Raw genomic sequence first — 23,366 nt, 5'->3', positions numbered from 1 at the left:
GATCCACTTTTCGGGCCGATGCTAGGAGCCCTCAGCCAGCGCTGGCGAAGCGCGTGCTGCGCGGATCGCCCTCCGGCAAGACCTCGGGCTGCTTCCAGACCACGCCGTTCGGCGTCGGGATCGGCGTCATCGTCAGCTGGTATTGCGGCTGGCCGCGAAAATTCGGATCGCCCGGCTGCTCGCTCTGGATCTGGTAGCGCAGCAGCATCGCGAAATCCTCATGCGCCGTGTTGTGGCAGTGGCTGACATAGGCGCCACCGAACTCGCCGAAGCGCACCTGGAACTTGACCCGGCCGGAGGGCCGCAGCCGCCAGACATCCTTGCGCGCCAGCCGCTCCGTCGCCGGGATCGGCGCACCGCCGCGATCGATGGTGACGCCCTCCTCGAAATGCAGGTGGATGGGATGATCCCAGCCGCCACCGCCATTGATCAGCGTCCAATGCTCGACCTCGCCCGGCTTCGGGATCAGCATCGAAATCCGGTTGGCATTGAGCGAATGCGCGTTCTCGCCATTGATCTTGATCGTCCAGGGGAAGCTCGCGATGTCGCCGCATTCAGGGATGCACTGGCCGTCGGCGCCCCGTGAATCGCCGGTGCCGGATCGTCCGAACTCGATCACCCGCTCACGGACCGGTGCCACGATCGGGATCTGGGTCGTCAGCGTCTTCGTGCCCGTGCGCCAATCGGGATCGGCGAAATTGGCGCTGCGGTCGACATCGAGCGGGCTGCTGGCATTGTAGAGCTTGCCGGGGTTGTCGACGCTCTGAAGCTGGTTCACCACCCGGAACTCGAGGAAGGGACCAACGCACGGATCGTCGTCATCGCCCTTGAAGGCCGAGGCCATCGAGACCGGCCCCTTGGGGAGACGCCCGTCGGTCTGCTTCAGCAGGTTGACCAGATAGACGCTGTCGCCGGGCTCGAAGGCGGCGAAGTCGACGACGATGTCGAAGCGCTCCGCCACGCCCATCTCGTCGGTCTCGGTCAGGGCGATCGGGTTGACCAGCAGGTTGCCGTCATTGGCGATGAAGTAGAACGGCACATTGGTCATGCGCGCAAAGCGCCGGCTCTTGTTGACCGCCAGCGCCAGCTTCATGAACCGCGCCATCGCCGCATTCAGGATGCGGAAGCGGTAGCGCCGCGGCAGCACCTCGAAATAGGGGTAATAGGTGCCGTTGACGCAGAGCATATCGCCGAGGAAACCGTCAGTGTCGAAGATGTCGAAGCGGGCCTGGCCATTGGCGTCGAAGGCGGGGTTCGAGACCGCCAGATTCACGTCGAAATCGAGATTGCCCCATTTCAGCTGCGAGCCGCTGGGCAGCCGCAGGTTGATGCCGTCATTGAGGTCCTCGCGGCCGCGATCGGGGCCGCTATAGATATTGCACAGCCCGAAAATGCCCTTGTGCACGTTCTCGGCGGTGAAGAAGAAGCGATGGTCGTGGAACCAGAGGCTGCTCTGGATCTCGCGGAAATCGCCGGGGACCTGGACCAGGCCCTCGCGGTCATCGGGCCCCGAGCATTTGCGGGCATAGTCGCGGTCGCCGGTCGGCCAGACATTGGGCATGTCGCGCCGGGCCATCGCCATGCCCCAGTGGTAATCGTAGAAGGTGCCGGGGAAGTGATAGGCGTTGCAGGCGCCGTCACTTTCGGCGCCGTTATGGGCGTTATGGAGATGGATCGAGATCTCGTTGCGCCCAAAGCCGCCATTCTTCCTCCGGTCGACCGGCAGATCGTTATAGATCCGGGTCAGGATCGGCTCGCCATAGCGCGCCTTGATCAGGGTCGGCTGGCCGATCCCGGTGCGCAAGCCGGCGGTCCGCCCTTCCCGGCCAGGTGCGCGCGGCCCGAAGGTCCACATCGAGGTCGCCGCCTGTTCCGGCATGCCGTCGCAGAAATAGCAGCCGGCCTTGACCTGTCCGAGCGAGAGCAGATAGCCCTTCTTGGGATAGAGTTCCTCCCAGCGCTGATGCGCGAAGAACTCACCGGGCGGGCGGCCCTCGAACGGCCCCGCATTGGTGACCGGGTTGCGGTAGAGCCCACCGCCTGAACTGGTGAAATCGGTGTGGTAGGAGAAATTCTTCGCCGGCAGCTCCTGGGCGCCCGAGGCTCCGCCCCAGGCGGCATCGCCATTCGCCATGCGCGTCAGCGGCACGGGTTTCAGCACCTCCGGGCGCGGCATCAGGTCATGGAACTTGTCGACACCGAAGGTCGGGCTTCGCGGCGCGCCTGTCGGCACCTGGGCGTAGGCGCTCCTGGCGAAGGGGCTCAACCCATTCTTCGCGATCAGCAGGCCACCCGCCGTGAAATAGCCCCAGCGCAGCAAATCGCGTTTGGTGATCTCGCCGACCGACAGCGCCTTGACGATCTCGAGCCGGTTTTCGAGAGCACGCTGCGCCTCCCGCAGCCGCAAACCCTTGGTCAGACGCGGTAGATACATGCCGACCTCCCCCGATGCCGCAATTGCGGCAGAAATACCGTGCCGGTGATAGCTGGAGGGCGCCGCGAATTGTAGAGATGATGGTCGCTCAATCCGTGCGGCGAAGGTCAGACCACGAATCTATACTTACGATGGGGCCGCGACAGCGCTCTGCGCAGTCCGGCGCCATTCGGGGCGCGATGCCCGGATTCAGGGCAGGAATCCGCCTTCGATCGCGCGCGCTCGCACCATGGAGCCCGTTTCCGCCCCATGAGGCCGGCAAAGCAGCGGGCTCCCGATCATGCGGCCGTCAGAGCCTGTCGGCGGCGATCACCGCCTGGGCGAAGGGCTGCGGCGCCTCCTGTGGCGGATTATGGCCGATGCCGCCGGTGAAGAGCCGGTGCTCGTATTTGCCGGTGAACCGCTTCGCATAGACGGCAGGCTCCGGATGCGGCGCGCCATTGGCATCCCCCTCGATGGTGATCGTCGGCACGCCGATCGTCGGAAAGGCAGCGAGCTTCTTTTCCAGCTCGTCATATTGCGGCTCGCCCGCGGCCAGGCCGAGGCGCCAGCGATAATTATGGATCGAAATCGCGACATGGTCGGGGTTGTCGAGGGCGGTGGCCGAGCGCGCAAAGGTTGCGTCGTCAAAGGCCCATTTCGGCGAGGCCAGCTCCCAGATCAGGCGCGCGAAGTCATGCGTGTATTTCGCGTACCCCGCCTGCCCGCGCTCGGTGGCGAAATAATACTGGTACCACCATTGCAGTTCGGCCTTCGGCGGCAGCGGTACCTTGTTCAGCTCCTGGCTGCCGATGAGATAGCCGCTCACCGAGACCATCGCCTTGCAGCGCTCCGGCCAGAGCGCGGCGACGATATTGGCGGTCCGGGCGCCCCAGTCATAGCCGGCGAGGACCGCCTTCTCGATCTTCAGGGCGTCCATCAAGGCGACGAGGTCACGGCCCAGGGCCGCCTGCTGGCCGTTGCGCGGCGTGCCGTCGCTGAGGAAGCGCGTCGTTCCATATCCGCGCAGATAGGGCACGATTACGCGGTAGCCGGCCCCGGCGAGAAGAGGAGCAACCTCGACATAGCTGTGGATGTCATAGGGCCAGCCATGCAGCAGCAGCGCCGGCGGACCATCCGCCGGGCCGGCCTCGGCATAGCTGACCTCGAGAACGCCCGCCACGATCCGCTTCAGCGGAGCAAACGAGGCCTGCACGCCCTGCCCCGCGCTGCCCGCAGGTGTGACGGAGGGTGGACTGGTCTGGGCGCGGGCACCGCCGATCGCAGTGAACGGGGCAAGTGCGGCTCCGAGCGCCAGGGCGCCGAGGACATTCCTGCGCGGGTGATCGATCTGCTCGGGCATGGCTCTTCTCCCGATGGCTTGAATGGTAGGGGAAGGACGCGGAGCCATTGTATCCCGGCTGCGTCGCGGCGCAGCCGAAATCGAAATCGCGCGTCGGATCAGGCGGTCGCGATTCCGGGGGACAATCGGCTCGCCGCCGTTGCGCAGCCAGCCCGGACGTCGGGGGCCGGCGTGACAGCGGTCATTCCGCCCACGGCGATGCTCGCACGCGACCCCTTGAGCTCGCATTCGCCTCCGGAAGCCAGGCAGCCGCAGGCGGACCCCTATTTATGCTCGGGCGGCTCGACTTCCGTCGCTCGCAGCGCCTCGACAGTGACAGCCGCAATAAGTCCGGTCATCACGATGCCGGCGAAACCGATCACGACGGCAAGCATGCGCGAGCTGAAATGCGTCGGCGTGAAATCCCCATAGCCGATCGTGAAGCCGGTCACGAAGGTGAAATAGAGGGAGTCGCCGAAACCCCAGTCCTCGATGCGCCCGATCAGAAACCCCGGCACGAGCATGGTCGCGAGCACACCGGAGAGAACCGGCCACATCACGCGGAAACTCCCGATCAGCGCGAAGAAGAAAGCGTGCCGCTTCTGCCTGGCATCCATGGATTTGAGAACCGCGTAAGATTTCGTAAGCCGAGGATAGCCTCGCCCAGCAGTAATTGCCAGTTGCGGAGGAGCTACGCGTGGCCCGCGCCGGACGTGTCCGTGACGCGTTTCGCTGGCTTGGCCAATCATTGCCCTGGTGCACGCGCAACCTGACAGGTCGCGTCAGGTAAATGTCAGGTTCACCGGTGTAGGGTTCGCAGGCCCCAGAAGCCCTTCACGCATCTGCGAAGAAGACCGCGAACACGACGTCATCCAATGCGTATTAGGCTGGGTCTCCCGGCCGAGCGATACTGCTGGAATACGCATCCGCTCCAAATCGGGACTGCCAATCATAAAACCCAGGGAGGCTACTCATGGTCATGCGACGTATTTGCCATTTTCGCACCACGCCCTGCGCGCGGACAGCGGGTGAGAACGGTCGCGCGAGCGGTCATCTGGGGACCGCCGCGCTGGTCGCGCTGCCGCTGCTCCTCGCAGCAGGCGCAGCCCAGGCCGCGTCATCGGAAGGGTGCGAGGGCGGCGGCTTTACCGTGCTGGGACGCACTCAGAATGCCACCCTCCCCGCCAGCGCTCTTGGGACGAGTTTTCGGGTGCAGGGCAAATATGCCCAATTCGATGTCGACTCGGCGACCCTCGGCATCCGCAACTTCACGCTAACCGGTGCGCCAAATCCCCTCGACATCACGGGAGGAGTGCCGACCCCGGTCTTCGCCAGCAAGCTCCCCGACCATCGCGGGTTGTCGCTGACCAGTTCACTCACCGTCGAGATCAAGGAGACCGAGATCGAGATCGGGAGAACGGGCCAAAACCTCAGCATGAAGATCCAGGCAAAGGACTGCGCGACTGGCGGCATATTCCAGATGGAGGTGGAACGCGAAGATGGAACGCCGACCCTCTTCACCCATATCCTGGCGGAAGGCGCCAACCCTCAGCTGAAGGCGTTCTATTTCGACAATCGCAACTTCCGGAACCGGGAAGGCGACGAGGTTCCCTACAAGGACATCACGGTCACCGTCCCGGCCCGCGTCAATTTCGGCAATAACTTCTCCCGCAAGTTCGTCGGCAGGGACAGCCCTCAGGTTGCCACGCGCAGGTCGGAACCGGATTGCGTGAACCTGATCGCCACCCGCGTCCCCACCAGCCCCGCGACCGTGCGTCATTGCGGCGGCGTATCCCGCTGGGACGTGGCGAGTGGCGGTCGCATGGGCCAGGTGATGGGCGAGGATGCGGTCGAGGTCGCTCCGCCAGCCACGGAATGCGTCAAGAAATGCCAGGCGCAGAACCGGGTTCGCGGCCGGTCAACGGTCCTTGGCTTCCCCTTCCCGGTCAATCCGGAAGACCAGCTCCAGCCGCGCTTCCCGCGGCAACAGCAGGCGGGCGCAACGCAGTCGGTTGCGACGAACCCGCAATAGGCGGGCACGTCCGGACAGCCCGTGCCCTATGGCGAGCGCGCCACCCGCGCTCGCCGGCATTCATTTTTGAAAGCGGTATGAGGTCCTGTTCGTCGGCGATCTGGTCGGCCGCCTCGGTTCGAAACGCCGGGCGGCTCTGAAGGCATCCCCACCCGGCAGGACCGATGGGCTGGCGAAACCCGCCATGCGATAGCGGGATGGAGCGGCCGATGGCCAAACCAGTGCCCGCCGTTCCGGCAGAAGCGGCGGGGCTCAGGCCGTGATGACGCCGGAAGGGGATTGCGGCGCCGGGACGCCCCACAAACACATGACGGCGCCTCCGGCTCCATGCCTGCCCGGACATTCGCGCCGGCTCGAAGATTTCGCCAGTTTCGATGAGACGCCGCGTGCAGTTGGCCCGCCCGCCGACGATGATGACGCGTTAGGCGTGGGCCCTGAACTTTTGCAGCGCACGCCTTGCCAGGTCCTCATCATCAATGGCGATCATCACCAGGTTCGCCACGATATAGGCCAATCGCTCTCGTTCGAGCTGTAGGTCGTGGCCCTCATCAAGGGCTGGCCTGATGGCCTCCCAGGCCGCATCCAAGGCCGCCTGGGCGCGCGCAATGTCCACCGGATCCGTGAGCGATGAGAATGGCATGGTCGCTCCCCCAACACCAAACTACATCGAAAATCTGGCCATCGCGCTCAAAAATGCAAGCTCTTCGGTCGCCGACAAAAAGCCCGCCCCCCTTTCGGAGCGGCGGGCAGTGCCTTGGAACTCAGAGATCTTGGGGTCCCTGGGAGATGCCGGGATAACCCGCAGCGTCAGCAGTTGTTCCCGCCATGTCTCCTGCGGGCGCGCCAGAGCCCCAGCATCGCTGAACCGGCCGGGAACGCAGACGCGGCCCGGCAGTTGATCTCGGTCCGACCTTTCAAAGGAGGCGCAATCATGCCGGCGAAATCCAAAGCCCAGCAGAAGGCCGCGGGAGCGGCGCTCGCCGCCAAGCGCGGCGAGATCAAAACCAGCGAGCTGAAGGGCGCGTCGAAGTCGATGGCGAAGTCGATGACCGAAGAGGAGCTGCACGACATGGCTTCGACCAAGCGCAAGGGCAAACCCGAGCACGTGTCCAAGGCGCACTGAACCTCGCCCTGGCGCCCGGCTGATCGCATGCCGATGGCCGCCTGGCGTGAATGCGGGGGATGGTCGAGCGAGCACTGCCGCCCGCGGTCAGCGGCTGTCAACCGGGGGCGTTGTGCTTCGTGGGAGCCTTGGCGCGTTCGCCGCGGTGGCGTCGAATTGCTGAACGGCCCGCTCCGCGAGCTGGCCGGCTCCGCCGGCATCCCAGAGCCCGACCACGATATAGCCGAGGCGTTCCCGTTGGATGGACGTTCTCTGTCGATCGATCTCGCCGCGTGCGTCGATCTGGCCCCACGCGGTCTCGAACGCCGCTACGATGACGGCGACCTCTTCTGGCGTGGCGACAATCGAGCGGAACGGCATCGACCTTCCCCTCGACGAGAAGTGAGCGCTTCGCCCCCTCAAATGAAAGTGCAAAAACTGACGCGGGCTCCGCCTCCTTGAATGGCGGGGCGCCGGCGGCCTCAGCGGGACCGCGCGGGTGCCCGCTTGGCGCTCCGTCCGCGCCGGTCCATGGCGAGCTTGGCCAGCACGCAGCCGAACACCGCGATCATCAGGGGCGGTGTCCGCAACCGTGCGATCAGGAACCCGAGCGGAACGGCAAACTGCCTGGGGTACTTTCCTTCTGCAATGTCGCGAGCCAGCCATAACCCGACGAGATGAACGAGGGCGCGCATGCGTCTTCCCTTCTGCAAACCATGAGACGACCGCACCAGGACAGTCTCGCCCTGTGCGTTGAACGGCGTTACTGCCGCCGCTGACGGGGCGCACCCGGCTTCGCCGGGCTCTGGACGGCAATCGGATCGCTCGTCGGAAATGTCTCCTTCAGCGCCTTGTCGAGTTGCTGATCTGCTGTGACTTCGCGCCCAGCCTTGCGTTGCGCGTGTTGCTCCTTACGGAGGCTTTCAATCGCCGGGTTCGTGTCTGGGCGCATCGCTCGTCTCCATTTCCGTGTCATCACCGACAGGCGTCCAGGGGTAACGTCGCGCGGTTTGATCCGTTCCACCGCGATCTCAGTCGAGGACGCGGCCCGGGGCCGTCGCGAACCAAGCCATCGCGAACAAAGTGACGGGGTTTGACGTTCACCCCATGATGCGGGCGGGCAGTGCTTCCCGCAGCCAGGGAGGAGAACCGCATATGGCGATCAAGCGCCCCGTCATGCTCATCGCCAGCGTCGCGGCCTCGGCGCTCATGCTCGCCGCTTGCGACAGTCGCTCCACCCTGCCCGAGGAGGCCGGCTACGGCCCCAACCCGACTTTGCCCGAGCCCAGGACGACATGGTTTCCGACCGTGAAGATCGCCGATGCGATCGGTTGGAAGCTGGGGGAGAAGCCGACCACGCCCAGCGGCGGCCAGGTGAGCACATTCGCCAGCGGGTTGCAGCATCCGCGCTGGCTCTACGAACTCCCCAATGGCGATGTGCTCGTGGCCGAAAGCGACGCGCCACCGAAGCCGGCGGAGAAGAGCGGCGGCATCCGCGGCTGGGTGCAGGGCGTCTTCATGAAGAAGGCCGGATCGCAGACGCTCAGCGCGAACCGGATCATGCTGCTGCGGGACAGTGACGGCGACGGCGTCGCCGAGACGAAGAGCGTCTTCCTGGAGAACCTCAACTCGCCATTCGGCATGGCCCTGATCGGCGACCAGCTCTACATCGCCAATGCCGATGCGCTTGTCCGCGTCCCCTACCGGCAAGGCGAAACCAGAAGCGCGGGCGCAGCCGTGAAGGTCGCCGACCTGCCTGCCGGCCGGAACCACCATTGGACGAAGAGCCTGACCGCCAGCGCGGACGGCTCGAAGCTCTATGTCGGCGTCGGCTCGAACTCCAATGTCGCCGAGAACGGCATGGCCGAGGAGGAGCGGCGCGCGGCCGTGCTCGAGATCGACCCGGCGACGGGAGCGACGCAGCTCTTTGCGACGGGGTTGCGCAACCCTGTCGGGATCGACTGGAACCCCGTGACCCGGGAACTCTGGGTGGCGGTCAACGAGCGCGACGAGATCGGCGACGATCTGGTGCCGGACTACATGACCTCGGTGAAGCGCGGCGGCTTCTATGGCTGGCCCTACAGCTATTATGGCCAGCATCTCGACAGGCGCGTCGAGCCCCAGAAGCCGGAACTGGTCGCCAAGGCGATCAAGCCAGATTACGCGCTGGGTTCACATACCGCCTCCCTCGGGCTGGGCTTCGTGCCGCCGGGCCGCCTCGGGCCGCGCTATCAGGGCGGCGCCTTCATCGGCCAGCACGGTTCATGGAACCGCTCGCGCCCGGTCGGCTACCGCGTGATCTTCGTCCCCTTCAGTGAGGGCAAGCCAGCCGGGATGCCGCAGGAGATCCTCACCGGGTTCCTGAACGAGAAGGGCGAGGCACGGGGGCGTCCCGTCGGCGTGCTGGTCGACCGGCGGGGCGGCCTGCTGGTCGCCGACGATGTCGGCAATACGGTCTGGCGGGTTGCCCTGCCGGGAGGTTGATTGCGACAGGGACGAGGGCCGCCTGCCCAGGTCGAGCTTCAGTCACAAGGAAAGGCCCGCCATCGATGGCGGGCCTTTCCCGTCTATCTGCCGATCATTCGATGATCTGTACGATCCTGCGGGTCTTCGGCTCGACCAGCACCGTCTGATCGTTCACGACGGTGTAGCGATACTGGGTCTTGCCGAAACGCTCCGGGACCTCTCGATAGGTGACGGTTTGGGGAAGCGTCGCTCCGACGACGACCTTCTCGCGATAGGCCACCGACGGCACCTTCTGCTCCGTCACATAAGTGCGGAACTCGGAGCGCCGGTCGGCCGCGATGCCGCCGACGATCGCCCCCGCCGCAGCGCCACCGACAGCCCCGACGGCCGCTCCGGCCGGCCCGCCGACAATGGCTCCACCAACGGCTCCGGTTCCCGCGCCGGCAGCGGCGCCACCGGCCGCGCCAGCATTGGGTTGCTGCGCCGACACGGCCATAGGCAAGGCAACCAGCGCAGCCACAAGGACAATCTTCCTGATCATAGTCGATCTCCTGTTAGCCCCCGGCCGATGAAGGGAACAATCTGTTAAGCCATTGGTTCCATGAACAATTATTCAGGAACGGGGTTTTCGACCGGGGAATCTCGGGCGGTCTTGCGGCGGGGTAGCGGCAGGGTTGGCGCTGCTTTCCTGCGGTGGCGGGCCACAAAGGTCGTCCTGCCTTAAGGTTACGATCATGCCGTGATTGAGTATCGGCCAGCAGGCGCATTACGTTGAGGCTGGCTATCGTGAAACGAGCGCCCGGGAACGACAATGATCTCGCTGACACTGTCTGACGGATCTCAGGTTCAGGTGCTGGCGCGCCGGGTCGCCCGGATCAGGCGGGCTGTTCCCGGTGATGGCGACCCGTTGGCCAAGACCCGCATCGACTGCGTCGATGTGCTGCTGGTGATCGAGCTGCCGGACTATGTCGCCGCTGTGGTCGGTGAGAAGCTGCCGACACTCGCCGAGCTTGCGCTGCCGGACGGATCGCCGGTCTGGTTCGACGCCGAGAAAGCATCGGGCCCGCTTCCACTCGATTCCAGACACCAGGGGGATGGAATCCTGTCCTCGCTTCACATCAGCGGCAAGCGGCAGTTCGTCGGCAATTCCCATGAAGACGTCGCCGAGGTGATCTCCTGCGCCGGCGGCGCCGCGCTCCCGATCCCGAGGGCGCGCCTGTTCGGCAAGGCGATCGATCTCGTTCACTCCTTGCGCGACATCCGATCCCAGGAGAGAGAATGGGACTAGGCGCAAGGGGACCTGAACCGCGAGCGACCGCGGATCCCAGCATGATGCGGCAGGCGATCCGACCGATCCGCCTTCGACGACCAGATCAGATCACGCAGGACGGCGCTTCCGCGGCGCTGCCGGATCAGCCGACCGCCGCCAGCGCACGCCGCTTCATTGGCCCTGCGCCTTGTTCGTCGGGACGGAGCGTCAGAACCGAGACGCCGGACGCCGTCACGGCAACGGTGTGCTCGAACTGAGCCGACAGCGAGCCGTCTCTCGTCACGACAGTCCAGCCGTCAGCCTCTGTCTTCACGCTCCCCCGGCCGCGGTTGAGCATCGGCTCGATCGTGAAAACCATGCCCTCGCGGAGGGCGAGGCCGGTTCCTGGCTTTCCGAAATGCAAGACCTGCGGCTCCTCGTGCATCTCCCGGCCGATGCCGTGACCGCAATACTCGCGCACCACCGAATAACCGCTCCGCTTGGCATGTCGCTCGATCGCCCAGCCGATATCTCCGAGCCGCGCACCCGGCCGAACCGCCTTGATGCCCATCCACATCGCTTCGTAGGTGGTCTGGACCAGCCTCCTGGCGGCTGGTTTCACCTCGCCGACGAGATAGGTTTTGCTGGAATCCGCGATATAGCCGTTCTTCTCGAGCGTGATGTCGAAATTGACGATGTCCCCGTCCCGAAGCACGGTCGATTGCGATGGAACACCGTGGCAAACGACATCGTTCACCGAAGCATTCAACACAAAATCATAGCCATACTGGCCCTTGCTCGCAGGTCGGGCCTGGAGATCGTGGACGATGAAGTGCTCGACCAGTTCATTGACCTGAAGTGTCGACAGGCCGGCGAGCGCGGTTCGATCCAGCATCCCGAACACGGAGGCCAGTAACCTCCCGGATTCGGCCAGCAATGCCAGCTCGCGAGGCTGCTTTGTCATGCGTCAGTCTCGGCGAGCGGCTGAGCCTTGACGCCTGCGGCATTCAGCTCGCGCTCGATGATCTCAGTGAAGCTGAGCCCCGGATTGGTCTCGCAGAGCATGCCGAGCTTGATCCAGTAGGCAGCCTGCGCATTGATCGACCGAAACGATACCTTGCTCGCCCGGCGCAGCTGATCGTGCAGGTCGTCATCGATGTTCACGATGCCCATCGGAGTCTCCATATACGTTTCATATATGGATCGTATATATGTCGAGGATATGAAAGCCAAGGGGCGGCATCGCAAGCGCCCGGTGCGAGCCGCCTGACACTGGTCCCGAGAATGCATGGCCTATCGTACAGCGTGGCATGACCGCCGCCAGGCAGGCCGTCTGGAAGGTCCCGCGCCCAAATATCAGGATCGACTTTGGTCGGATGACGCATCCGACGAGTTGTGAGACCCTCAGCGTCACCGATGGCCTCAGTATGGATTCATAATTCTCCTTCAGCCGAACGGGGCGGGACAAGAGGTGACGATCAATCCTTGGCTCATGGCGGAACAGTTCGAGTCCGTGAACTGCACGGTTGCTGTCTGGACGGGTGAGAGTCCCACGGCAACCTTCACCGGCATACGCGCGGCTGCGCGCTATGCAAACGCAGCCTTTCTGGGTGGCGCAATCGTGGAGATCATCATCGATCACACCAATGGTTGCGCCATCATCATCCGGGATGACGACCTGATCGCGCTGCTCGAATACGCTGCCTTCAACTAGGGCAGCCGCGGCGGATACGGGAGAGTTGTCGCCAGGGTATCTCGCTCTGGATCGGCCCTCACTTCTGCGCGCTCCAGCGACCAACGCTTGAGGCAGCCGTCGCTCGCGTCTTTGCGCAAAGCACATCATTCAGAAAAAAATGCCGGCCAGCGCAGCGGCCAAGGCCGCGCCGACCGGCTTGCCCGCGATGGGAGGGGAAAGCGAGCAATGCGAGATTAGCGCGCTTCATGACCAAGAGAACAGCAACCAATGCAATATCGCCATGCGTTCATTATTTCAAAATTAGAAGCAATTCTGAGATTGCCGCTACGACACCGAGATGTAATCGACCGCCTGTCTACTTGGAAAACCGCCTCCCGCGGCGCCCCTCCCCCAACCGTTCTTGACCATCAGGCCGCCCCTTCCATTGCGGCGGTCCGATTGACCGTCATGCTGCGGGGAATGCGCCATGGGCACTCCGGAGAGCCAGCCCGGACCGGCCTCAGGACCCCGACAGCAGCGAGGCGCCGACATTGATGCCGAAGGCCAGGATAGTGGTGTTGAAGAAGAACGAGAGGATGGAATGGGCGAGCACGATCGTCCTGACCTCGCGTGTGGTGACGCCGACATCCGATGTCTGCGACGTGCAACCGATCGTGTAGGAGAAATAAAGGAAATCGACATAGTCGGGCTCGCCCTTGCCCGGAAAATCCAGGCCGCCCTCGGCACCGTCATCGCTGTAGAAATCATGGGCGTAGTGCAGCGAGAAGAAGGCATGCACCAGCGCCCATGAGCTTAGTATGGTCACGGCGCCCAGTGCCAGGTGCAGTGTCTTTTCGTCGGGCGGCACGGTCTTCAGGCCGGCGAGCTGAATGCCGATGGCCGCGACGCTCGCGGCGGCCGCCAGGCAGGCGATGATCAGGATGGCGAGCGCGCCTTCATCCTGCTCGGCGGCACGCGCCCTGATCTGCTCGACGGTCTCGCCGAAGATCATCGTCGTCAGCAGGCCGAGATAGAGGATTGCGCCCGCGTCCCACGCCACCAGAAGCCGCGTCACCCAGCCCCAGTCGCGCGGCAGCACGATCGTCAGCAACATCACCGCCACCAGCGCAATCAGAAGGCGGGGCCGAATGAGCAGGGATTGTGGGAGGAGCTTCATCGGATCTCACGCCTGCAGGCCAATGACCCTGTCCAGGACGGAGCGATGCCGGTCAGATCATCGGGCGGGATAGCGCATCCAGACCGATGATCCAGCCCCTCATGTTTGCGCCGGCTTTCCAAAGAACCGCAATCCACATTTCGGGCAGAAGCTCTAATCCCGAGTGACCACATGGCCTGGCGCATCTCGGACAGCAGGGGCAGGAACCGACCAAGACTGCGTCCACGTCTCGGAGAGGGTGCGGTTTCGCGACTTGAGATAGACGCGCAAGTCGGCAGTTTGCCCTACTGGCAAGGTCGCGTCGAGGATGACACGAAAGCCTTTCGCGGCGGGATTGGCGGCGATGATGGTATGGGCGATCGAACCGGCGGTCGTCGAGGCGACGACCTCGACACGCTTGGGGTCGCTCACGAAATACGCCAGATCGCCATCGCCAAAATCGATGATGAACCGCTGCTTGCCCATTCCGTCGGCATCGGGCTCCCGGATGTCCCAACCGCTGAAGCTGTTGCGGACCTGCGCCATGGCATGGAGCTCGTTGGTCGTCGACAAGGCGGTGATCCGATAGGTGAACTCACTGGCCTTGCCGATGTCGAGCGGCCGCGCCGGCGTCCAGCACGCCACGATATTGTCGAATGCCTCGTTGTTGGTCGGTATCTCGATCAGGTCGACCCGGCCCTCGCCCCAGTCACCGATGGGTTCGACCCAATATCCCGGACGTGCGTGATAATGCGCTTCCAGGTCCTGGTAATGTCCATATTCGCGGTCGCGCTGCATCAGGCCGAAGCCTCGCGGATCGCGGTCGCCAAAACTGGAGATCCGCAGGCTCGCGGGATTGCGGATCGGCCGCCAGATCCATTCTCCGGAGCCGTTCTGCATCAACAGCCCATCGGAATCGTGAATTTCGGGCCGGAAATCGGTTCGGTGTCCAAGGTCGCCTTCACCCGCAAGGAACATCGAGGTCAGCGGCGCGATGCCGATGCGCGGGATCTCCACGCGCGGCACGAGGGTAGCCGTGACCGACATCGCAGTCGTACGGCCAGGCGAAACGACATAGCGGAACGCGCCCGCCACGGACGGGGAATCCAGCAGGGCGTAGATCACCAGATCGAGGCTGTCTGCCCTCGGCTCTTCCAGCCAAAGCGCACGGAAAAAGGGAAACTCCTCAGGCTGCTTGCCGCCGACGTCGATCGCAAGCGAGCGCGCGGAAAGCCCGTAACGGTGGCCCCGCCCGATCAGCCTGAAATAGCTCGCCCCCAGAAACGAAATCACCTCATCCTGGATTTTGGGATCGTTGAGGGTGGTCGTCACCGCAAACCCGGCAAACCCGAGCGACGGCGAAAGCTGCTTGGGCACCGGCACCTTGCCGTATTCGAACAGGCTCGTCGTGAACGGGATCGGGATGGCGTTGCCCTCCTTCACCACATGCAACTGCACCGGCTTGTCGTGCAGAAAGCCGAGATGGAACGGGAGCAGGCGGAAATCGGAACCGCTCTCCTGCCACAAGGCCTTTTCCCGCCGGAAACGGATCTCGCGATAGCTGTCATAGGTCAGCTTCGACAACTCCGACGGGATTGTCAGGCCACCGGAATCGAAGGGCCGCTCGCCCAGAATGCGCGCCTGCGCGACGACGTCGTCGAAACCAAAACGGGCAGCCCCTGGTTGGGGCGCTGGTGCGGCAAGCGAAGGCTGCCCTCTCGCAAGCAAGGCGGTTGCGATCAGCGTCGCGAGAGCGGAGCGGCGGGTGTGGAAATGGCTTTCGCCTGAATTCATGAGTGTTCGGCTCGACGGTGATTGGGTAGGAGCCTAACCCCGGCCTGCCTCCTTATGTTCCGCAGGTCCAATGAACGAGGGCGTGCAATCTCCTGAACGATGTCCGCTTGGCCTGGCCCTGACGACCCAGGCAAGCGGAATGCCATAACGCATTGCCTATACAGGCTTCTCTTCCTGCCTTCCCTGCATCTGCCGCTGCCTGCGTGTCGCCTGTGCGCGCTCAAGCGATCTCGCCTTTCGTCGGGCGTCCCGTAACTCCTCGATGGTCGGCTGCCACCAGCCCCGGGCAAGCTCCGCCCCACTCGCTGGCTGCCGCGCCGGCCATGTCCGCACCAGCTCGTCATGGCCGGGCCTGCGCCAGCTTGCCCAGACGAAATCGCCGGTCGCGCCGGCACTCCAGAGGTAATGCTGGTGCAGGCTTTCCTCGTCGACCAGCTCCCCCGTGACCTCGGTGAAGACGAGCGCGCCGGCATGAGACATCAATGGGCGGTCGCCGGGCGGGAGCTGATCGGCAAGGACCGGATAGCGATGGCGCTGCCGCTCCCTGGATTTCGCGCGCAACGCGTGGTGCTCTGCCGAGCCCTTCAACTCGTCTCGCCGCCGCTTCCGCTCGACCGGCTCGGCGCGGCGGGCGGCCTCCTCGATCGCCGGCCAACGGCGCCGCAGTTCCTCCAGCGAGCGATAGGGAATGCGCCAGAGCCTTTCCTCGCCGTCCCACCAGGCCCAGAGCACGGCGCGCAATTCCGCGACGACGGTCCTGGAATAGGGCGTACGGACCATCAGATCCTCTGCCGGGACGAGATAGTCGCTCACGATCGGATCGAATGCGAAGGCGTCCCTGCCGCGCGCATCGGCATGCGCGAGCACGCCGGAAAGTTCCCGCTGCAGCCAGCGATCGAGCCGCCTTTCGGCCGTGCTCCCTGGCACGAACCAGGCACGGCGATCATCGCGCCAGCGCGCCCGGGGAAAGGCCGCGCGGAAGCGCTCGACCAGCGCCGTGTCATAGGGAAAAGACGCGGTCGCCCCAGCCCTGTCCTCGCCGGCCGGTTCGACGGTGATGCTCTCTAGCGGGGATGGCATCGTCGATCCGCCCTTGTCCTCGAGCAGACGCCTGGCGCGTTCACTCGACCTTCAAACCTGCACCGGGCCCTGGCGCCGCACCAGAGCCTGTCGCTCACCCGCCCGAACGGTTCCCGACCGCTGGATACCAGCTCGGCGCTGGAGGCAACGTCGACCGATGCGACATTGTTCAATCGGAGGGGGCCAGCTCCGAGCCCTCTCACTCCGCACAGACCGGAAGATCAGCGAGCCGGGCGCGAAGACGCGGGGCGGCCCAATCCAGGAACGCGCGGGCCTTGACGGGCAACTGCCCCTGGGCAGCATAGACGAGCTGGACCGGGATCGGCTCCGGCGCGAAGGCTTCGAGCAACGGCACGAGCGCGCCTGAGCGCAACTCGTCGACGATTTGATAGGACAGCACCCGGGCCACACCGAGACCGGCCACGGCGGCCTCGACCGCCGCTTCCGTCGAGTTGACGGCGAGCCGCGTGCGCGGCTCCACCGAGAGCGCTTCTGTGTCACCACGGTAGCGCCATTCCGGGGAGGTCGAGAAGCCTTTGAACGTGATGCCGTCATGCGCGCGCAGGTCCTCGGGGACGGCGGGACGACCGTGGCGAGCCAGATAGCCCGGGCTGGCACATATCACGCGCCTGACCTCGCCGACGCGCGTCCCCATCAGGCTGCTGTCCGCGAGATGACCCAGCCGCACGCCGATATCCAGATGCTCCTCCAGCAGATTGACATGGCGGTCGATCAGGAACAGACGCAGGTCGATCCTTGCATATTCAGCCAGGAATTCGGCCGCGACGGGGAGCACGTGGCGCCGCCCGAGGACGACGGGCGCCGTGACGGAGAGTTCGCCGCGCGGTTCGCTGTATTCGCCTGCTGCCGCCCGTTCCGCCTCCTCGACCTGTTCCAGGATTCGCCTGGACGCGGCGACATAGTCGCGGCCCGCATCCGTCAGCGCGACCCGCCGGCTGGTGCGGACGAGAAGACGGGTTCCAAGGTGCTGTTCGAGATCGGCCACCTTCCGGCTGACCGTGGTGAGCGGCGAGCGCAGACGGCGCGCTCCAGCCGAGAGGCTGCCCTCCTCGACGACGGCGAGAAGTACCGACATCGCGTCGAAGCGATCCATTCCATCCTCCCGAATTTCGGGAGGAAACGTCCCGATTTCTCTGAATAGCTCAGTTTCAATGAAGGCTCTAGCATCCTCTTCAATCCCGCGAGGGGCGCGCCTGACGGCTGCCCTCGCAGCTTAGGAGACTTCAATGACCGCCTTATCCCGCCGGGCCTTCTCCCTCTCCGTCCCCGCCCTTGCCCTCCCCGCCCTGGCCGCAGCGTCCGGTCTGTCCGTCGGCGGCGCGCTGGCGCAGGCGCAGCCGATCGCCTCCAGGGCCGGCCCGCCTCTGGCGCGGATCTCGATCGGTCGGTTCACGGTGACCGCGCTGACCGACGGCTTTGCCGACATGCCATTCTCCTATTTCGTGGGCCGGCTGCCCCAGGAGATCGAAGCGGCGGCGGCGGCGCAGTTCGCAGCCCGCCCCAGCGGCATCCGCCTGATGTTCACCCAGTACCTGATCGAGGACGGCGAGCGGCGAATCCTGATCGATACAGGGCCGGCCGGCTTGCTTGGGGAGAGCGGAAAGCTGCCCTCCGCCCTGGAGGCCGTCGGGGTCGGACCCGAGAGCATCGACGCGGTCATCGTGACCCATATGCATCGTGACCATATCGGCGGCCTGGTCGCGGGCGGGCGCCGGAATTTCCCGAACGCCGAGATTCATGTCGACAGACGCGAGATCGCCCACTGGACCGATCCGGCCAAGCGCTCGACGGCGCCTGGCTTCCTGAAGAGCAGCTTCGATGCATCGGCGGAGTTCATCCGCCTCTATCCGAAGCTGCAAGCGATCGATGGCGAGCGCAGCATCACGCGCGGCGTCTCGATCGTCGACCTGACGGGCCACACGCCCGGACATATCGGGGTGCGCGTCGAGGATGGCGGCAAGAGCCTGCTCATGGTCTCGGACATGCTCTTCCATCCCTCCCTCCATCCGGCCGCCACCGATATCGGCTTCGTCTTCGAGCAGGATCCGGCGGCGGCCCGCGCGATGCGCGCCCGCTTCTTCCCGCGCGCGGCCGAGGAGAAGGCATTGATCGCCGCAACACACATGCCATTCCCGGGGCTTGGCCACATCGTGTCCGATGGCGGCCGGCTGCGCTGGCTTGCCGCAGAATGGGCCCAGCAGGGGTGAATGGCCTTGCTGCGCTCGACGCAATTCCTCCGGGCCGGCGGCTGCGCCGGTTCGGATATCGGAGGCTCGCATGCTTCACAAATATCTCGAGATCGCTTCGACCCCGGCCGTCAAGAATGCGCGCCAGCACTACGGCAGCGCGGGTCAATATGCCAGGATCGACGGAACGCTCGATCCTGGAGCAGCACCCCGAAACCACCTGCTTGGCCCGGATGAGGAGGCGTTCATCGCCCGGCGCGGCGAGTTCTATCTCGCCTCTGTTTCGGAAACGGGCTGGCCCTATGTCCAGTTCCGCGGCGGACCGATCGGCTTTCTGAAGGTTCTCGGTAGCAAGACCCTTGGCTTCGCTGATTATCGCGGAAACAGGCAATACATCACCACGGGCAATGTCGCCGGGAACGACAGGGTCTCGCTCTTCCTTATGGATTATGCCCAGCAGCGGCGCCTGAAGATCTTTGGGCATATGCATGTCGTCGACGTGACCCTCGACACCGCACTGGCGGCCAGGCTGGCGGTTCCCGGCTACGACGCCCGTGTCGAACGGGCTGTCACGATCACGATCGAGGCCTTCGACTGGAATTGTCCGCAGCACATCACCCCGCGCTTCAGCGAGGCCGAGCTCGCGGAATGGCTGGAGCCGGTCAAAGCCAGATTGGCGTTCCTCGAAGACGAGAACCGCAGACTGAAGAATCGCCTGGAGCAAGGTGCGGCATGATGCGTCGGCCGTGGCTCGGAAAGGCCCCGACGCGCCCATCCTGCCGCCCATGCCGCGGGTGGCACCACCTGCCGATCACTCAGAACGTGATCTTGACCGATGGAGCGCTGCGTTCGGCCTCGCCATGGAAGACGGCCTCGATATTGTTGCCGGCGGGATCGAGCAGGAAGGCGGCGTAATAGCCGGGATGATAGGGGCGCTCGCCCGGCGCGCCGTTATCCCTGCCGCCGCTGTCGAGGCCAGCCTTGTAGAAGGCGTCGACCATGGCGCGGTTCCTGGCCTGGAAGGCGATATGGTGCCGGCCCGTGAGCTCGCCCTGCGCCGCCTTGCTCTGCGCGCTCGAGACGAAGAGTTCGTCCACCCAGAAATAATCCTCGGCCGTCCCGCCGATCGGAATGTGAAGTTCGCGGAAGATGCCCTCGTAGAAGCGGCGGCAGGCGCCGAGGTCCGCGACAACGAGCTGGATATGATCGATCAGCCGGCCGCGATGTAGTTCCTGGGTTTCCATCTGTTCCTTCCGATTGCGCATCAACTCAGGCGAGACAGTGTGGTTCCAGGCCGTGACGAGATCTGGCAGTACCCGATCTGGCAGTACCCGATCTGGCAGTACCTGGCAGCCTCGAGAAACCCTGCCCCGACGACGAACCGGCTCCCGATGACGGGAGCCGGTCGCTGGACGTGTCGACGGTCACCGGCTCTGCCGGTCATGCAGGGGCGGGATCAGGCCCCGGCGGCGGGGAGCCTGCCGTCGGGCGTATAGCGATCCACGGCGTCAGGCAGTTGCCGGGACAGCCGGGACAGCAGCTCGTCACGGGACAGGCCCGTCTGGCGTTCGAGCTTGGCCAGGACATCGGGTCCGATCACCTGTTCCAGATCCGGCGGCGCAACATCCTGATTGGCACCCTGGCGCACCCAGGAATCGGCCTTCTCGCCCTGGCCTGCCTGTTTGAAGCGATCGATCAGCTCGCCCAGACCTCCGTTCAGGAAGCCGCCGATCCCGCCTGCGCCCAATGTGCCGCCGAGATTGCCGAGCACGGAATCCGCGCCTTTCGGGATATCGCCGGCCGGTGCACCGGTTGGGGTCGGCTGGTTGGCCTGGCCGAGCCACTCGGCGATCTTGTCGCGATTCTGGTAGCCTGCGAGGGCAACGAGGCCCAGCAGTGCCGTCATCGACGGAAAGCCCTTTTCGCTCATGAGGTCGCTCCTTGCGCTTGGGTGTCAGACGCTGTGTCGGCGGTTTGAGAAGAAGGCCCAGACCATCAGGACGATGATGGCGCCGACGACCGCCCCGATCAGGCCCGCGCCTTCCCCCGGGCGGTACCAATGAAGGGCCTGTCCCAGATAGGTCGCCACGAAGGCGCCGACGATTCCGAGAATGGCCGTCAGGACGAAGCCGGTCGGCTCGTTCGACCCAGGGGTCAGGAATTTGGCGATCACGCCGGCGAGAAAGCCGATGACGATGGTCCACACAATGCTCACGATGTCCTCCCGCAATCGCTAGGCCACATCCGAATCCGCATCAGCGGGCTCGATCGATGCGCAAGCGCATCTCCTGAACCGGCGATCGGCAAGTAGGTTCCCTTACGGCCCCGTCAGCCCAGGCGAGGCTGCCCCGCGTCGGCCGGGAACGAATTCACTGCCCGCTCCGTTTGATCCCTGGGATAGTCCGGAGTTCATGATGAAGCTGATCGCATCGGCCCAACTCGTCCATGCCTTTTCCGCGCGGGTTCAGCTCATCGGGTGGCTCCAGGCGTCACATTCCCGAGATCAATCGATCCTTATGGAGGAACTGACGGTCAACGGGGCGTTGCGGCGAGATGCCGATGTGACGTCCTCCCGAGACCGCCCGTGCCGCGCAAGCCTCTCCGCCCTGCCGTTCGCAAGCGTCGCCTGATCAAGCCGAGGGCCCCTCATGTCAGACCAGCTCGATTGCCTCGTGATCGGCGGCGGCCCCGCGGGCCTGACGGCGGCGATCTATCTTGCGCGCTTTCATCTCAGCGTCACCGTCATGGACGCGGGCCATGGCCGCGCGCTGCAGATCCCCTGCACCCATAATCATGCCGGCTTTCCCGAAGGCATTTCCGGTCGCGAGCTGCTCTCGCGGATGCGGTCGCAGGCAATCCGGTACGGCACCTGGATTGTCGATCGCCACGTCGAGGCGCTGACCCACGACGGTTCCGGCTTCGGAGCGCACGGGCGGGACGTCGACATCAAGGCGCGCTCGGTTTTGCTCGCCACCGGCGTCACGAACCGTCGCCCCCCGATTGCCGACGCGCTCCATGCCGAGGCGCTCATGCTGGGCCGCCTGCGCTACTGTCCGGTTTGCGACGGCTACGAGGTCACCGGGCAGAACGTCGCGGTCATCGGCTCCGATGCCGGCGCTGCGAATGAATGCGAATTCCTGCGGTCGTATACGGCGCGGGTCAGCCTTGTCCTCGATGGAACCGAGGGCCTTGCCGCCCCCCTGAATGAGCGTCTCGCGGGTCTCGGGGTTCGCATCATCGGCGGACCCGCGCAGGACTTCCGGCTGGAGGAGGATGGCCTGAGCCTGTCTTCGGCCGCGGGGCGGCTGCGCTTCGACACCGTCTATCCCGCCCTTGGCTCGGTCGTTCATTCCGACCTCGCGACCGCATTGGGCGCGGCCGTGACGGATGATGGCTGCATCCAGGTCGATCGCCACCAGCGCACCAGCATCGCGGGATTATACGCGGCCGGCGATGTCGTGATCGGTCTCGACCAGATCAGTCATGCCATGGGTCAGGCCGGCGTGGCCGCGACCGCGATCCGCAACGATCTCGCCGCATCCCGTCCGCAGCTGCGCTAGTCATGGCGGCAAGCCCCCTCCCTTCTGCGACGCCGGCGACAAGGATATTCCAGATCATCCGCTTCGCCGGCTTTCAATCCGGAACAGAGAAGGCCTGCCGAGTGTCGAGGCAGTCCCCGGCGACCATCGCAAAGATTATGGGGGATGAGAACGCCAGTATTCCAAATTCTCCCACTGCGCTCGCTCGACAGGGGTTGGTGCCGGTGCCGGAATTGTCTGTACTGGCAGGTATGATTCGATCGAGGGCCAAAGACTGGCCGCATCAGCCTGCGGTAAGAACGTGTTAATCTTTGTTAATCAATGGTTCCGACATGTCGATCGCTCCAAGACACCGGCCTGCGTGCCGATGAGCGTGTCCGGCCTGCGTCCGGCGCTCGGCCCGGCTCGCGGCCAGACCAGGGGGCGGCTCGCAACCCTTGCCGCCGCGGCCTTGCTGGGTGCGATGGCGGCAGGCTGCGGTGAGCAGAGGCTGACGGATGCCGAACTGTCGTTTGCAACACGCTCCATCGCCGTCGACCCGAGCCGCGCCCTCATCGTGCTGCCGCCGGGCGGGCCAGCGGTCGTGAACGTCACGCAGCGCAGCTACGAAAATGCCGTGTCCCAGACCGTTACGCTCGCCACGCGAGGCCGGACGCCGGGCGAGAATGCGATCTATGCCGCCTTCCTGACGGCGGCGGATGTTCCCGATACGAATGGTGTGGAAGGCAGGCTCCTCTCGCTTCCGAGCATCGAGGATTTCGCGATCGCGCGCGAGATGGAGGAGCGGCTTCCGGGCGTCGCCATGGTGCCGTCGGCCGCCTATGTGCAGAACCGCTACGGCCCGTTCGGCTATGCCTTTGGCCGCGGCCCCGGGGGCGATGGCTGTCTTTACGCCTGGCAGCGCGTCGCAAGCGATGACAGCCTTTTCCGCCCCAGATCGGGCGTGATCTCCGTGCGCCTGCGGATCTGTGCGCCGGGAGCGTCGGAAGCCGCCTTGCTGCGCCTCGCCTATGGGTTTTCCGTCAACGCCTCGCTCAGGCGCGCAGGCTGGAACCCGATCGGGGATGCGCCATCGCCGTCCCCCGATCTCGGCGAGGCCGGCGCGCCGATCTATCCCCTGCCCCAGGCATCCATGCCCCAGGCATTCCTGCCTGATGCGGTCGAGCGGCCACCTCCGGTTGCCCGCCCGAAACGTCCGCAGCCGGCCCGTACCGAGGTGAGAGACCCTGTCCCGGACAGGCCTTTGCCGGACCGACCCCTGGAAGGATACCCGACCGTTCCGCCGCCCTTGTCGCCTTGACCGCAACCAGG

The 23,366-nt window shown here is 65.0% G+C and carries 27 protein-coding genes; 10 read left to right on the top strand and 17 right to left on the bottom strand.

What is annotated here, in order from left to right; translation table 11 throughout:
• Positions 1-31: 31 nt before the first annotated feature.
• From AC1DGP_RS27670 to AC1DGP_RS27660, 3 genes are all read right to left on the bottom strand, one after another.
• Entirely contained in the window at positions 32-2,434 is a 2,403-nt protein-coding gene (locus AC1DGP_RS27670) for a multicopper oxidase family protein (RefSeq protein WP_441506820.1), read from the bottom strand.
• A gap of 289 nt (positions 2,435-2,723) precedes the next feature.
• The gene (locus AC1DGP_RS27665) at positions 2,724-3,776 is read right to left on the bottom strand and encodes an alpha/beta fold hydrolase (RefSeq protein WP_441506821.1); all 1,053 of its coding nucleotides are present in this window, start codon (positions 3,774-3,776) and stop codon (positions 2,724-2,726) included.
• 263 nt (positions 3,777-4,039) lie between these two features.
• The gene (locus AC1DGP_RS27660) at positions 4,040-4,372 is read right to left on the bottom strand and encodes a potassium channel family protein (protein WP_441506822.1); all 333 of its coding nucleotides are present in this window, start codon (positions 4,370-4,372) and stop codon (positions 4,040-4,042) included.
• A gap of 356 nt (positions 4,373-4,728) precedes the next feature.
• Between AC1DGP_RS27660 and AC1DGP_RS27655 the strand changes: the two genes are divergently transcribed.
• A complete protein-coding gene (locus AC1DGP_RS27655) occupies positions 4,729-5,787 on the top strand; it encodes a hypothetical protein (protein WP_441506823.1) in 1,059 nt (352 codons plus the stop codon).
• Between the two features lie 421 nt (positions 5,788-6,208).
• On the opposite strand, the gene AC1DGP_RS27650 is transcribed toward AC1DGP_RS27655, so the two are convergent.
• Entirely contained in the window at positions 6,209-6,427 is a 219-nt protein-coding gene (locus tag AC1DGP_RS27650) for a hypothetical protein (protein ID WP_441506824.1), read from the bottom strand.
• A 291-nt stretch (positions 6,428-6,718) separates the two neighbouring features.
• Here AC1DGP_RS27650 and AC1DGP_RS27645 point away from each other — a divergent pair, with 291 nt between their 5' ends.
• Positions 6,719-6,910, top strand: coding sequence for a DUF3008 family protein (locus tag AC1DGP_RS27645; RefSeq protein ID WP_441492280.1), 192 nt, complete (start codon positions 6,719-6,721; stop codon positions 6,908-6,910).
• Between the two features lie 87 nt (positions 6,911-6,997).
• Here the strand turns inward: AC1DGP_RS27645 and AC1DGP_RS27640 are convergent, their stop codons facing one another.
• From AC1DGP_RS27640 to AC1DGP_RS27630, 3 genes are all read right to left on the bottom strand, one after another.
• Positions 6,998-7,270 carry a hypothetical protein gene (locus AC1DGP_RS27640; protein WP_441506825.1) on the bottom strand — a complete coding sequence of 91 codons (273 nt, stop codon included), beginning with the start codon at positions 7,268-7,270 and terminating at the stop codon, positions 6,998-7,000.
• 101 nt (positions 7,271-7,371) lie between these two features.
• Entirely contained in the window at positions 7,372-7,584 is a 213-nt protein-coding gene (locus AC1DGP_RS27635) for a hypothetical protein (RefSeq protein WP_441506826.1), read from the bottom strand.
• 68 nt (positions 7,585-7,652) lie between these two features.
• Positions 7,653-7,913, bottom strand: coding sequence for a hypothetical protein (locus AC1DGP_RS27630; protein ID WP_441506827.1), 261 nt, complete (start codon positions 7,911-7,913; stop codon positions 7,653-7,655).
• 131 nt (positions 7,914-8,044) lie between these two features.
• On the opposite strand from AC1DGP_RS27630, the gene AC1DGP_RS27625 reads away from it, so the two are divergent.
• A complete protein-coding gene (locus AC1DGP_RS27625; RefSeq protein ID WP_476768211.1) occupies positions 8,045-9,373 on the top strand; it encodes a PQQ-dependent sugar dehydrogenase in 1,329 nt (442 codons plus the stop codon).
• A gap of 94 nt (positions 9,374-9,467) precedes the next feature.
• Here AC1DGP_RS27625 and AC1DGP_RS27620 read toward each other — a convergent pair whose 3' ends face one another.
• Entirely contained in the window at positions 9,468-9,896 is a 429-nt protein-coding gene (locus AC1DGP_RS27620) for a DUF1236 domain-containing protein (protein WP_441492275.1), read from the bottom strand.
• A 270-nt stretch (positions 9,897-10,166) separates the two neighbouring features.
• On the opposite strand from AC1DGP_RS27620, the gene AC1DGP_RS27615 reads away from it, so the two are divergent.
• The gene (locus AC1DGP_RS27615) at positions 10,167-10,643 is read left to right on the top strand and encodes a hypothetical protein (RefSeq protein WP_441492274.1); all 477 of its coding nucleotides are present in this window, start codon (positions 10,167-10,169) and stop codon (positions 10,641-10,643) included.
• Positions 10,644-10,767: 124 nt separating this feature from the next.
• Here AC1DGP_RS27615 and map read toward each other — a convergent pair whose 3' ends face one another.
• Both map and AC1DGP_RS27605 read right to left on the bottom strand, forming a co-directional pair.
• Entirely contained in the window at positions 10,768-11,568 is an 801-nt protein-coding gene (map, locus tag AC1DGP_RS27610; RefSeq protein ID WP_441506829.1) for a type I methionyl aminopeptidase, read from the bottom strand.
• The gene (locus AC1DGP_RS27605) at positions 11,565-11,777 is read right to left on the bottom strand and encodes a ParD-like family protein (RefSeq protein WP_441492272.1); all 213 of its coding nucleotides are present in this window, start codon (positions 11,775-11,777) and stop codon (positions 11,565-11,567) included. Before AC1DGP_RS27605 ends, map begins: the two co-directional genes overlap by 4 nt.
• Positions 11,778-12,075: 298 nt before the next feature.
• Between AC1DGP_RS27605 and AC1DGP_RS27600 the strand changes: the two genes are divergently transcribed.
• A complete protein-coding gene (locus AC1DGP_RS27600) occupies positions 12,076-12,318 on the top strand; it encodes a hypothetical protein (protein ID WP_441492271.1) in 243 nt (80 codons plus the stop codon).
• Between the two features lie 481 nt (positions 12,319-12,799).
• Here the strand turns inward: AC1DGP_RS27600 and AC1DGP_RS27595 are convergent, their stop codons facing one another.
• From AC1DGP_RS27595 to AC1DGP_RS27580, 4 genes are all read right to left on the bottom strand, one after another.
• Positions 12,800-13,456: a DUF1345 domain-containing protein gene (locus AC1DGP_RS27595; protein ID WP_441506830.1), complete on the bottom strand. Its 657-nt coding sequence runs from the start codon at positions 13,454-13,456 to the stop codon at positions 12,800-12,802.
• Between the two features lie 153 nt (positions 13,457-13,609).
• A complete protein-coding gene (locus AC1DGP_RS27590; protein WP_476768210.1) occupies positions 13,610-15,229 on the bottom strand; it encodes an OpgD/OpgG family glucan biosynthesis protein in 1,620 nt (539 codons plus the stop codon).
• A 156-nt stretch (positions 15,230-15,385) separates the two neighbouring features.
• On the bottom strand, positions 15,386-16,309 hold the full coding sequence (locus AC1DGP_RS27585; protein ID WP_441506832.1) for a hypothetical protein: 924 nt from the start codon (positions 16,307-16,309) through the stop codon (positions 15,386-15,388).
• Between the two features lie 199 nt (positions 16,310-16,508).
• Positions 16,509-17,423, bottom strand: coding sequence for a LysR family transcriptional regulator (locus AC1DGP_RS27580; protein WP_441506833.1), 915 nt, complete (start codon positions 17,421-17,423; stop codon positions 16,509-16,511).
• Between the two features lie 133 nt (positions 17,424-17,556).
• On the opposite strand from AC1DGP_RS27580, the gene AC1DGP_RS27575 reads away from it, so the two are divergent.
• Positions 17,557-18,537 carry an MBL fold metallo-hydrolase gene (locus AC1DGP_RS27575; RefSeq protein WP_441506834.1) on the top strand — a complete coding sequence of 327 codons (981 nt, stop codon included), beginning with the start codon at positions 17,557-17,559 and terminating at the stop codon, positions 18,535-18,537.
• Positions 18,538-18,607: 70 nt separating this feature from the next.
• Positions 18,608-19,252, top strand: a complete 645-nt coding sequence (locus tag AC1DGP_RS27570) for a pyridoxamine 5'-phosphate oxidase family protein (RefSeq protein WP_476768209.1) — start codon at positions 18,608-18,610, stop codon at positions 19,250-19,252.
• A gap of 79 nt (positions 19,253-19,331) precedes the next feature.
• On the opposite strand, the gene AC1DGP_RS27565 is transcribed toward AC1DGP_RS27570, so the two are convergent.
• The 3 genes from AC1DGP_RS27565 to AC1DGP_RS27555 form a co-directional block, all read right to left on the bottom strand.
• Entirely contained in the window at positions 19,332-19,760 is a 429-nt protein-coding gene (locus AC1DGP_RS27565; RefSeq protein WP_441492268.1) for a VOC family protein, read from the bottom strand.
• A gap of 212 nt (positions 19,761-19,972) precedes the next feature.
• Positions 19,973-20,446 carry a YidB family protein gene (locus AC1DGP_RS27560; protein WP_441506837.1) on the bottom strand — a complete coding sequence of 158 codons (474 nt, stop codon included), beginning with the start codon at positions 20,444-20,446 and terminating at the stop codon, positions 19,973-19,975.
• Between the two features lie 24 nt (positions 20,447-20,470).
• Positions 20,471-20,731 carry a GlsB/YeaQ/YmgE family stress response membrane protein gene (locus AC1DGP_RS27555; RefSeq protein WP_441506838.1) on the bottom strand — a complete coding sequence of 87 codons (261 nt, stop codon included), beginning with the start codon at positions 20,729-20,731 and terminating at the stop codon, positions 20,471-20,473.
• Positions 20,732-20,927: 196 nt separating this feature from the next.
• Here AC1DGP_RS27555 and AC1DGP_RS27550 point away from each other — a divergent pair, with 196 nt between their 5' ends.
• From AC1DGP_RS27550 to bcsN, 3 genes are all read left to right on the top strand, one after another.
• Positions 20,928-21,146, top strand: a complete 219-nt coding sequence (locus AC1DGP_RS27550; RefSeq protein WP_476768208.1) for a hypothetical protein — start codon at positions 20,928-20,930, stop codon at positions 21,144-21,146.
• Between the two features lie 18 nt (positions 21,147-21,164).
• The gene (locus AC1DGP_RS27545) at positions 21,165-22,076 is read left to right on the top strand and encodes an NAD(P)/FAD-dependent oxidoreductase (protein ID WP_476768207.1); all 912 of its coding nucleotides are present in this window, start codon (positions 21,165-21,167) and stop codon (positions 22,074-22,076) included.
• A gap of 280 nt (positions 22,077-22,356) precedes the next feature.
• Positions 22,357-23,355, top strand: coding sequence for a cellulose biosynthesis protein BcsN (bcsN, locus tag AC1DGP_RS27540; protein ID WP_476832735.1), 999 nt, complete (start codon positions 22,357-22,359; stop codon positions 23,353-23,355).
• The last annotated feature ends 11 nt before the right edge of the window (positions 23,356-23,366 follow it).

It is taken from the genome of Allobosea sp. 05T433 (assembly GCF_056396065.1).
The sequence above is the reverse complement of the archived record's forward strand: the minus strand, read 5'-3'. Positions and strand labels throughout refer to the sequence as shown.

What these genes read in the sequence shown, in the direction of transcription:
- AC1DGP_RS27580 (WP_441506833.1), bottom strand. Translation starts at nt 17,423, where the DNA reads ATGGATCGCTTCGACGCGATGTCGGTACTTCTCGCCGTCGTCGAGGAG.
- AC1DGP_RS27550 (WP_476768208.1), top strand. Translation starts at nt 20,928, where the DNA reads ATGATGAAGCTGATCGCATCGGCCCAACTCGTCCATGCCTTTTCCGCG.
- AC1DGP_RS27595 (WP_441506830.1), bottom strand. Translation starts at nt 13,456, where the DNA reads ATGAAGCTCCTCCCACAATCCCTGCTCATTCGGCCCCGCCTTCTGATT.
- AC1DGP_RS27560 (WP_441506837.1), bottom strand. Translation starts at nt 20,446, where the DNA reads ATGAGCGAAAAGGGCTTTCCGTCGATGACGGCACTGCTGGGCCTCGTT.
- map (WP_441506829.1), bottom strand. Translation starts at nt 11,568, where the DNA reads ATGACAAAGCAGCCTCGCGAGCTGGCATTGCTGGCCGAATCCGGGAGG.
- AC1DGP_RS27615 (WP_441492274.1), top strand. Translation starts at nt 10,167, where the DNA reads ATGATCTCGCTGACACTGTCTGACGGATCTCAGGTTCAGGTGCTGGCG.
- AC1DGP_RS27585 (WP_441506832.1), bottom strand. Translation starts at nt 16,309, where the DNA reads ATGCCATCCCCGCTAGAGAGCATCACCGTCGAACCGGCCGGCGAGGAC.
- AC1DGP_RS27545 (WP_476768207.1), top strand. Translation starts at nt 21,165, where the DNA reads ATGTCAGACCAGCTCGATTGCCTCGTGATCGGCGGCGGCCCCGCGGGC.
- AC1DGP_RS27650 (WP_441506824.1), bottom strand. Translation starts at nt 6,427, where the DNA reads ATGCCATTCTCATCGCTCACGGATCCGGTGGACATTGCGCGCGCCCAG.
- AC1DGP_RS27590 (WP_476768210.1), bottom strand. Translation starts at nt 15,229, where the DNA reads ATGAATTCAGGCGAAAGCCATTTCCACACCCGCCGCTCCGCTCTCGCG.
- AC1DGP_RS27575 (WP_441506834.1), top strand. Translation starts at nt 17,557, where the DNA reads ATGACCGCCTTATCCCGCCGGGCCTTCTCCCTCTCCGTCCCCGCCCTT.
- AC1DGP_RS27670 (WP_441506820.1), bottom strand. Translation starts at nt 2,434, where the DNA reads ATGTATCTACCGCGTCTGACCAAGGGTTTGCGGCTGCGGGAGGCGCAG.
- AC1DGP_RS27645 (WP_441492280.1), top strand. Translation starts at nt 6,719, where the DNA reads ATGCCGGCGAAATCCAAAGCCCAGCAGAAGGCCGCGGGAGCGGCGCTC.
- AC1DGP_RS27625 (WP_476768211.1), top strand. Translation starts at nt 8,045, where the DNA reads ATGGCGATCAAGCGCCCCGTCATGCTCATCGCCAGCGTCGCGGCCTCG.
- AC1DGP_RS27620 (WP_441492275.1), bottom strand. Translation starts at nt 9,896, where the DNA reads ATGATCAGGAAGATTGTCCTTGTGGCTGCGCTGGTTGCCTTGCCTATG.
- AC1DGP_RS27665 (WP_441506821.1), bottom strand. Translation starts at nt 3,776, where the DNA reads ATGCCCGAGCAGATCGATCACCCGCGCAGGAATGTCCTCGGCGCCCTG.
- AC1DGP_RS27655 (WP_441506823.1), top strand. Translation starts at nt 4,729, where the DNA reads ATGGTCATGCGACGTATTTGCCATTTTCGCACCACGCCCTGCGCGCGG.
- AC1DGP_RS27570 (WP_476768209.1), top strand. Translation starts at nt 18,608, where the DNA reads ATGCTTCACAAATATCTCGAGATCGCTTCGACCCCGGCCGTCAAGAAT.
- AC1DGP_RS27640 (WP_441506825.1), bottom strand. Translation starts at nt 7,270, where the DNA reads ATGCCGTTCCGCTCGATTGTCGCCACGCCAGAAGAGGTCGCCGTCATC.
- AC1DGP_RS27635 (WP_441506826.1), bottom strand. Translation starts at nt 7,584, where the DNA reads ATGCGCGCCCTCGTTCATCTCGTCGGGTTATGGCTGGCTCGCGACATT.
- AC1DGP_RS27605 (WP_441492272.1), bottom strand. Translation starts at nt 11,777, where the DNA reads ATGGGCATCGTGAACATCGATGACGACCTGCACGATCAGCTGCGCCGG.
- AC1DGP_RS27660 (WP_441506822.1), bottom strand. Translation starts at nt 4,372, where the DNA reads ATGGATGCCAGGCAGAAGCGGCACGCTTTCTTCTTCGCGCTGATCGGG.
- AC1DGP_RS27565 (WP_441492268.1), bottom strand. Translation starts at nt 19,760, where the DNA reads ATGGAAACCCAGGAACTACATCGCGGCCGGCTGATCGATCATATCCAG.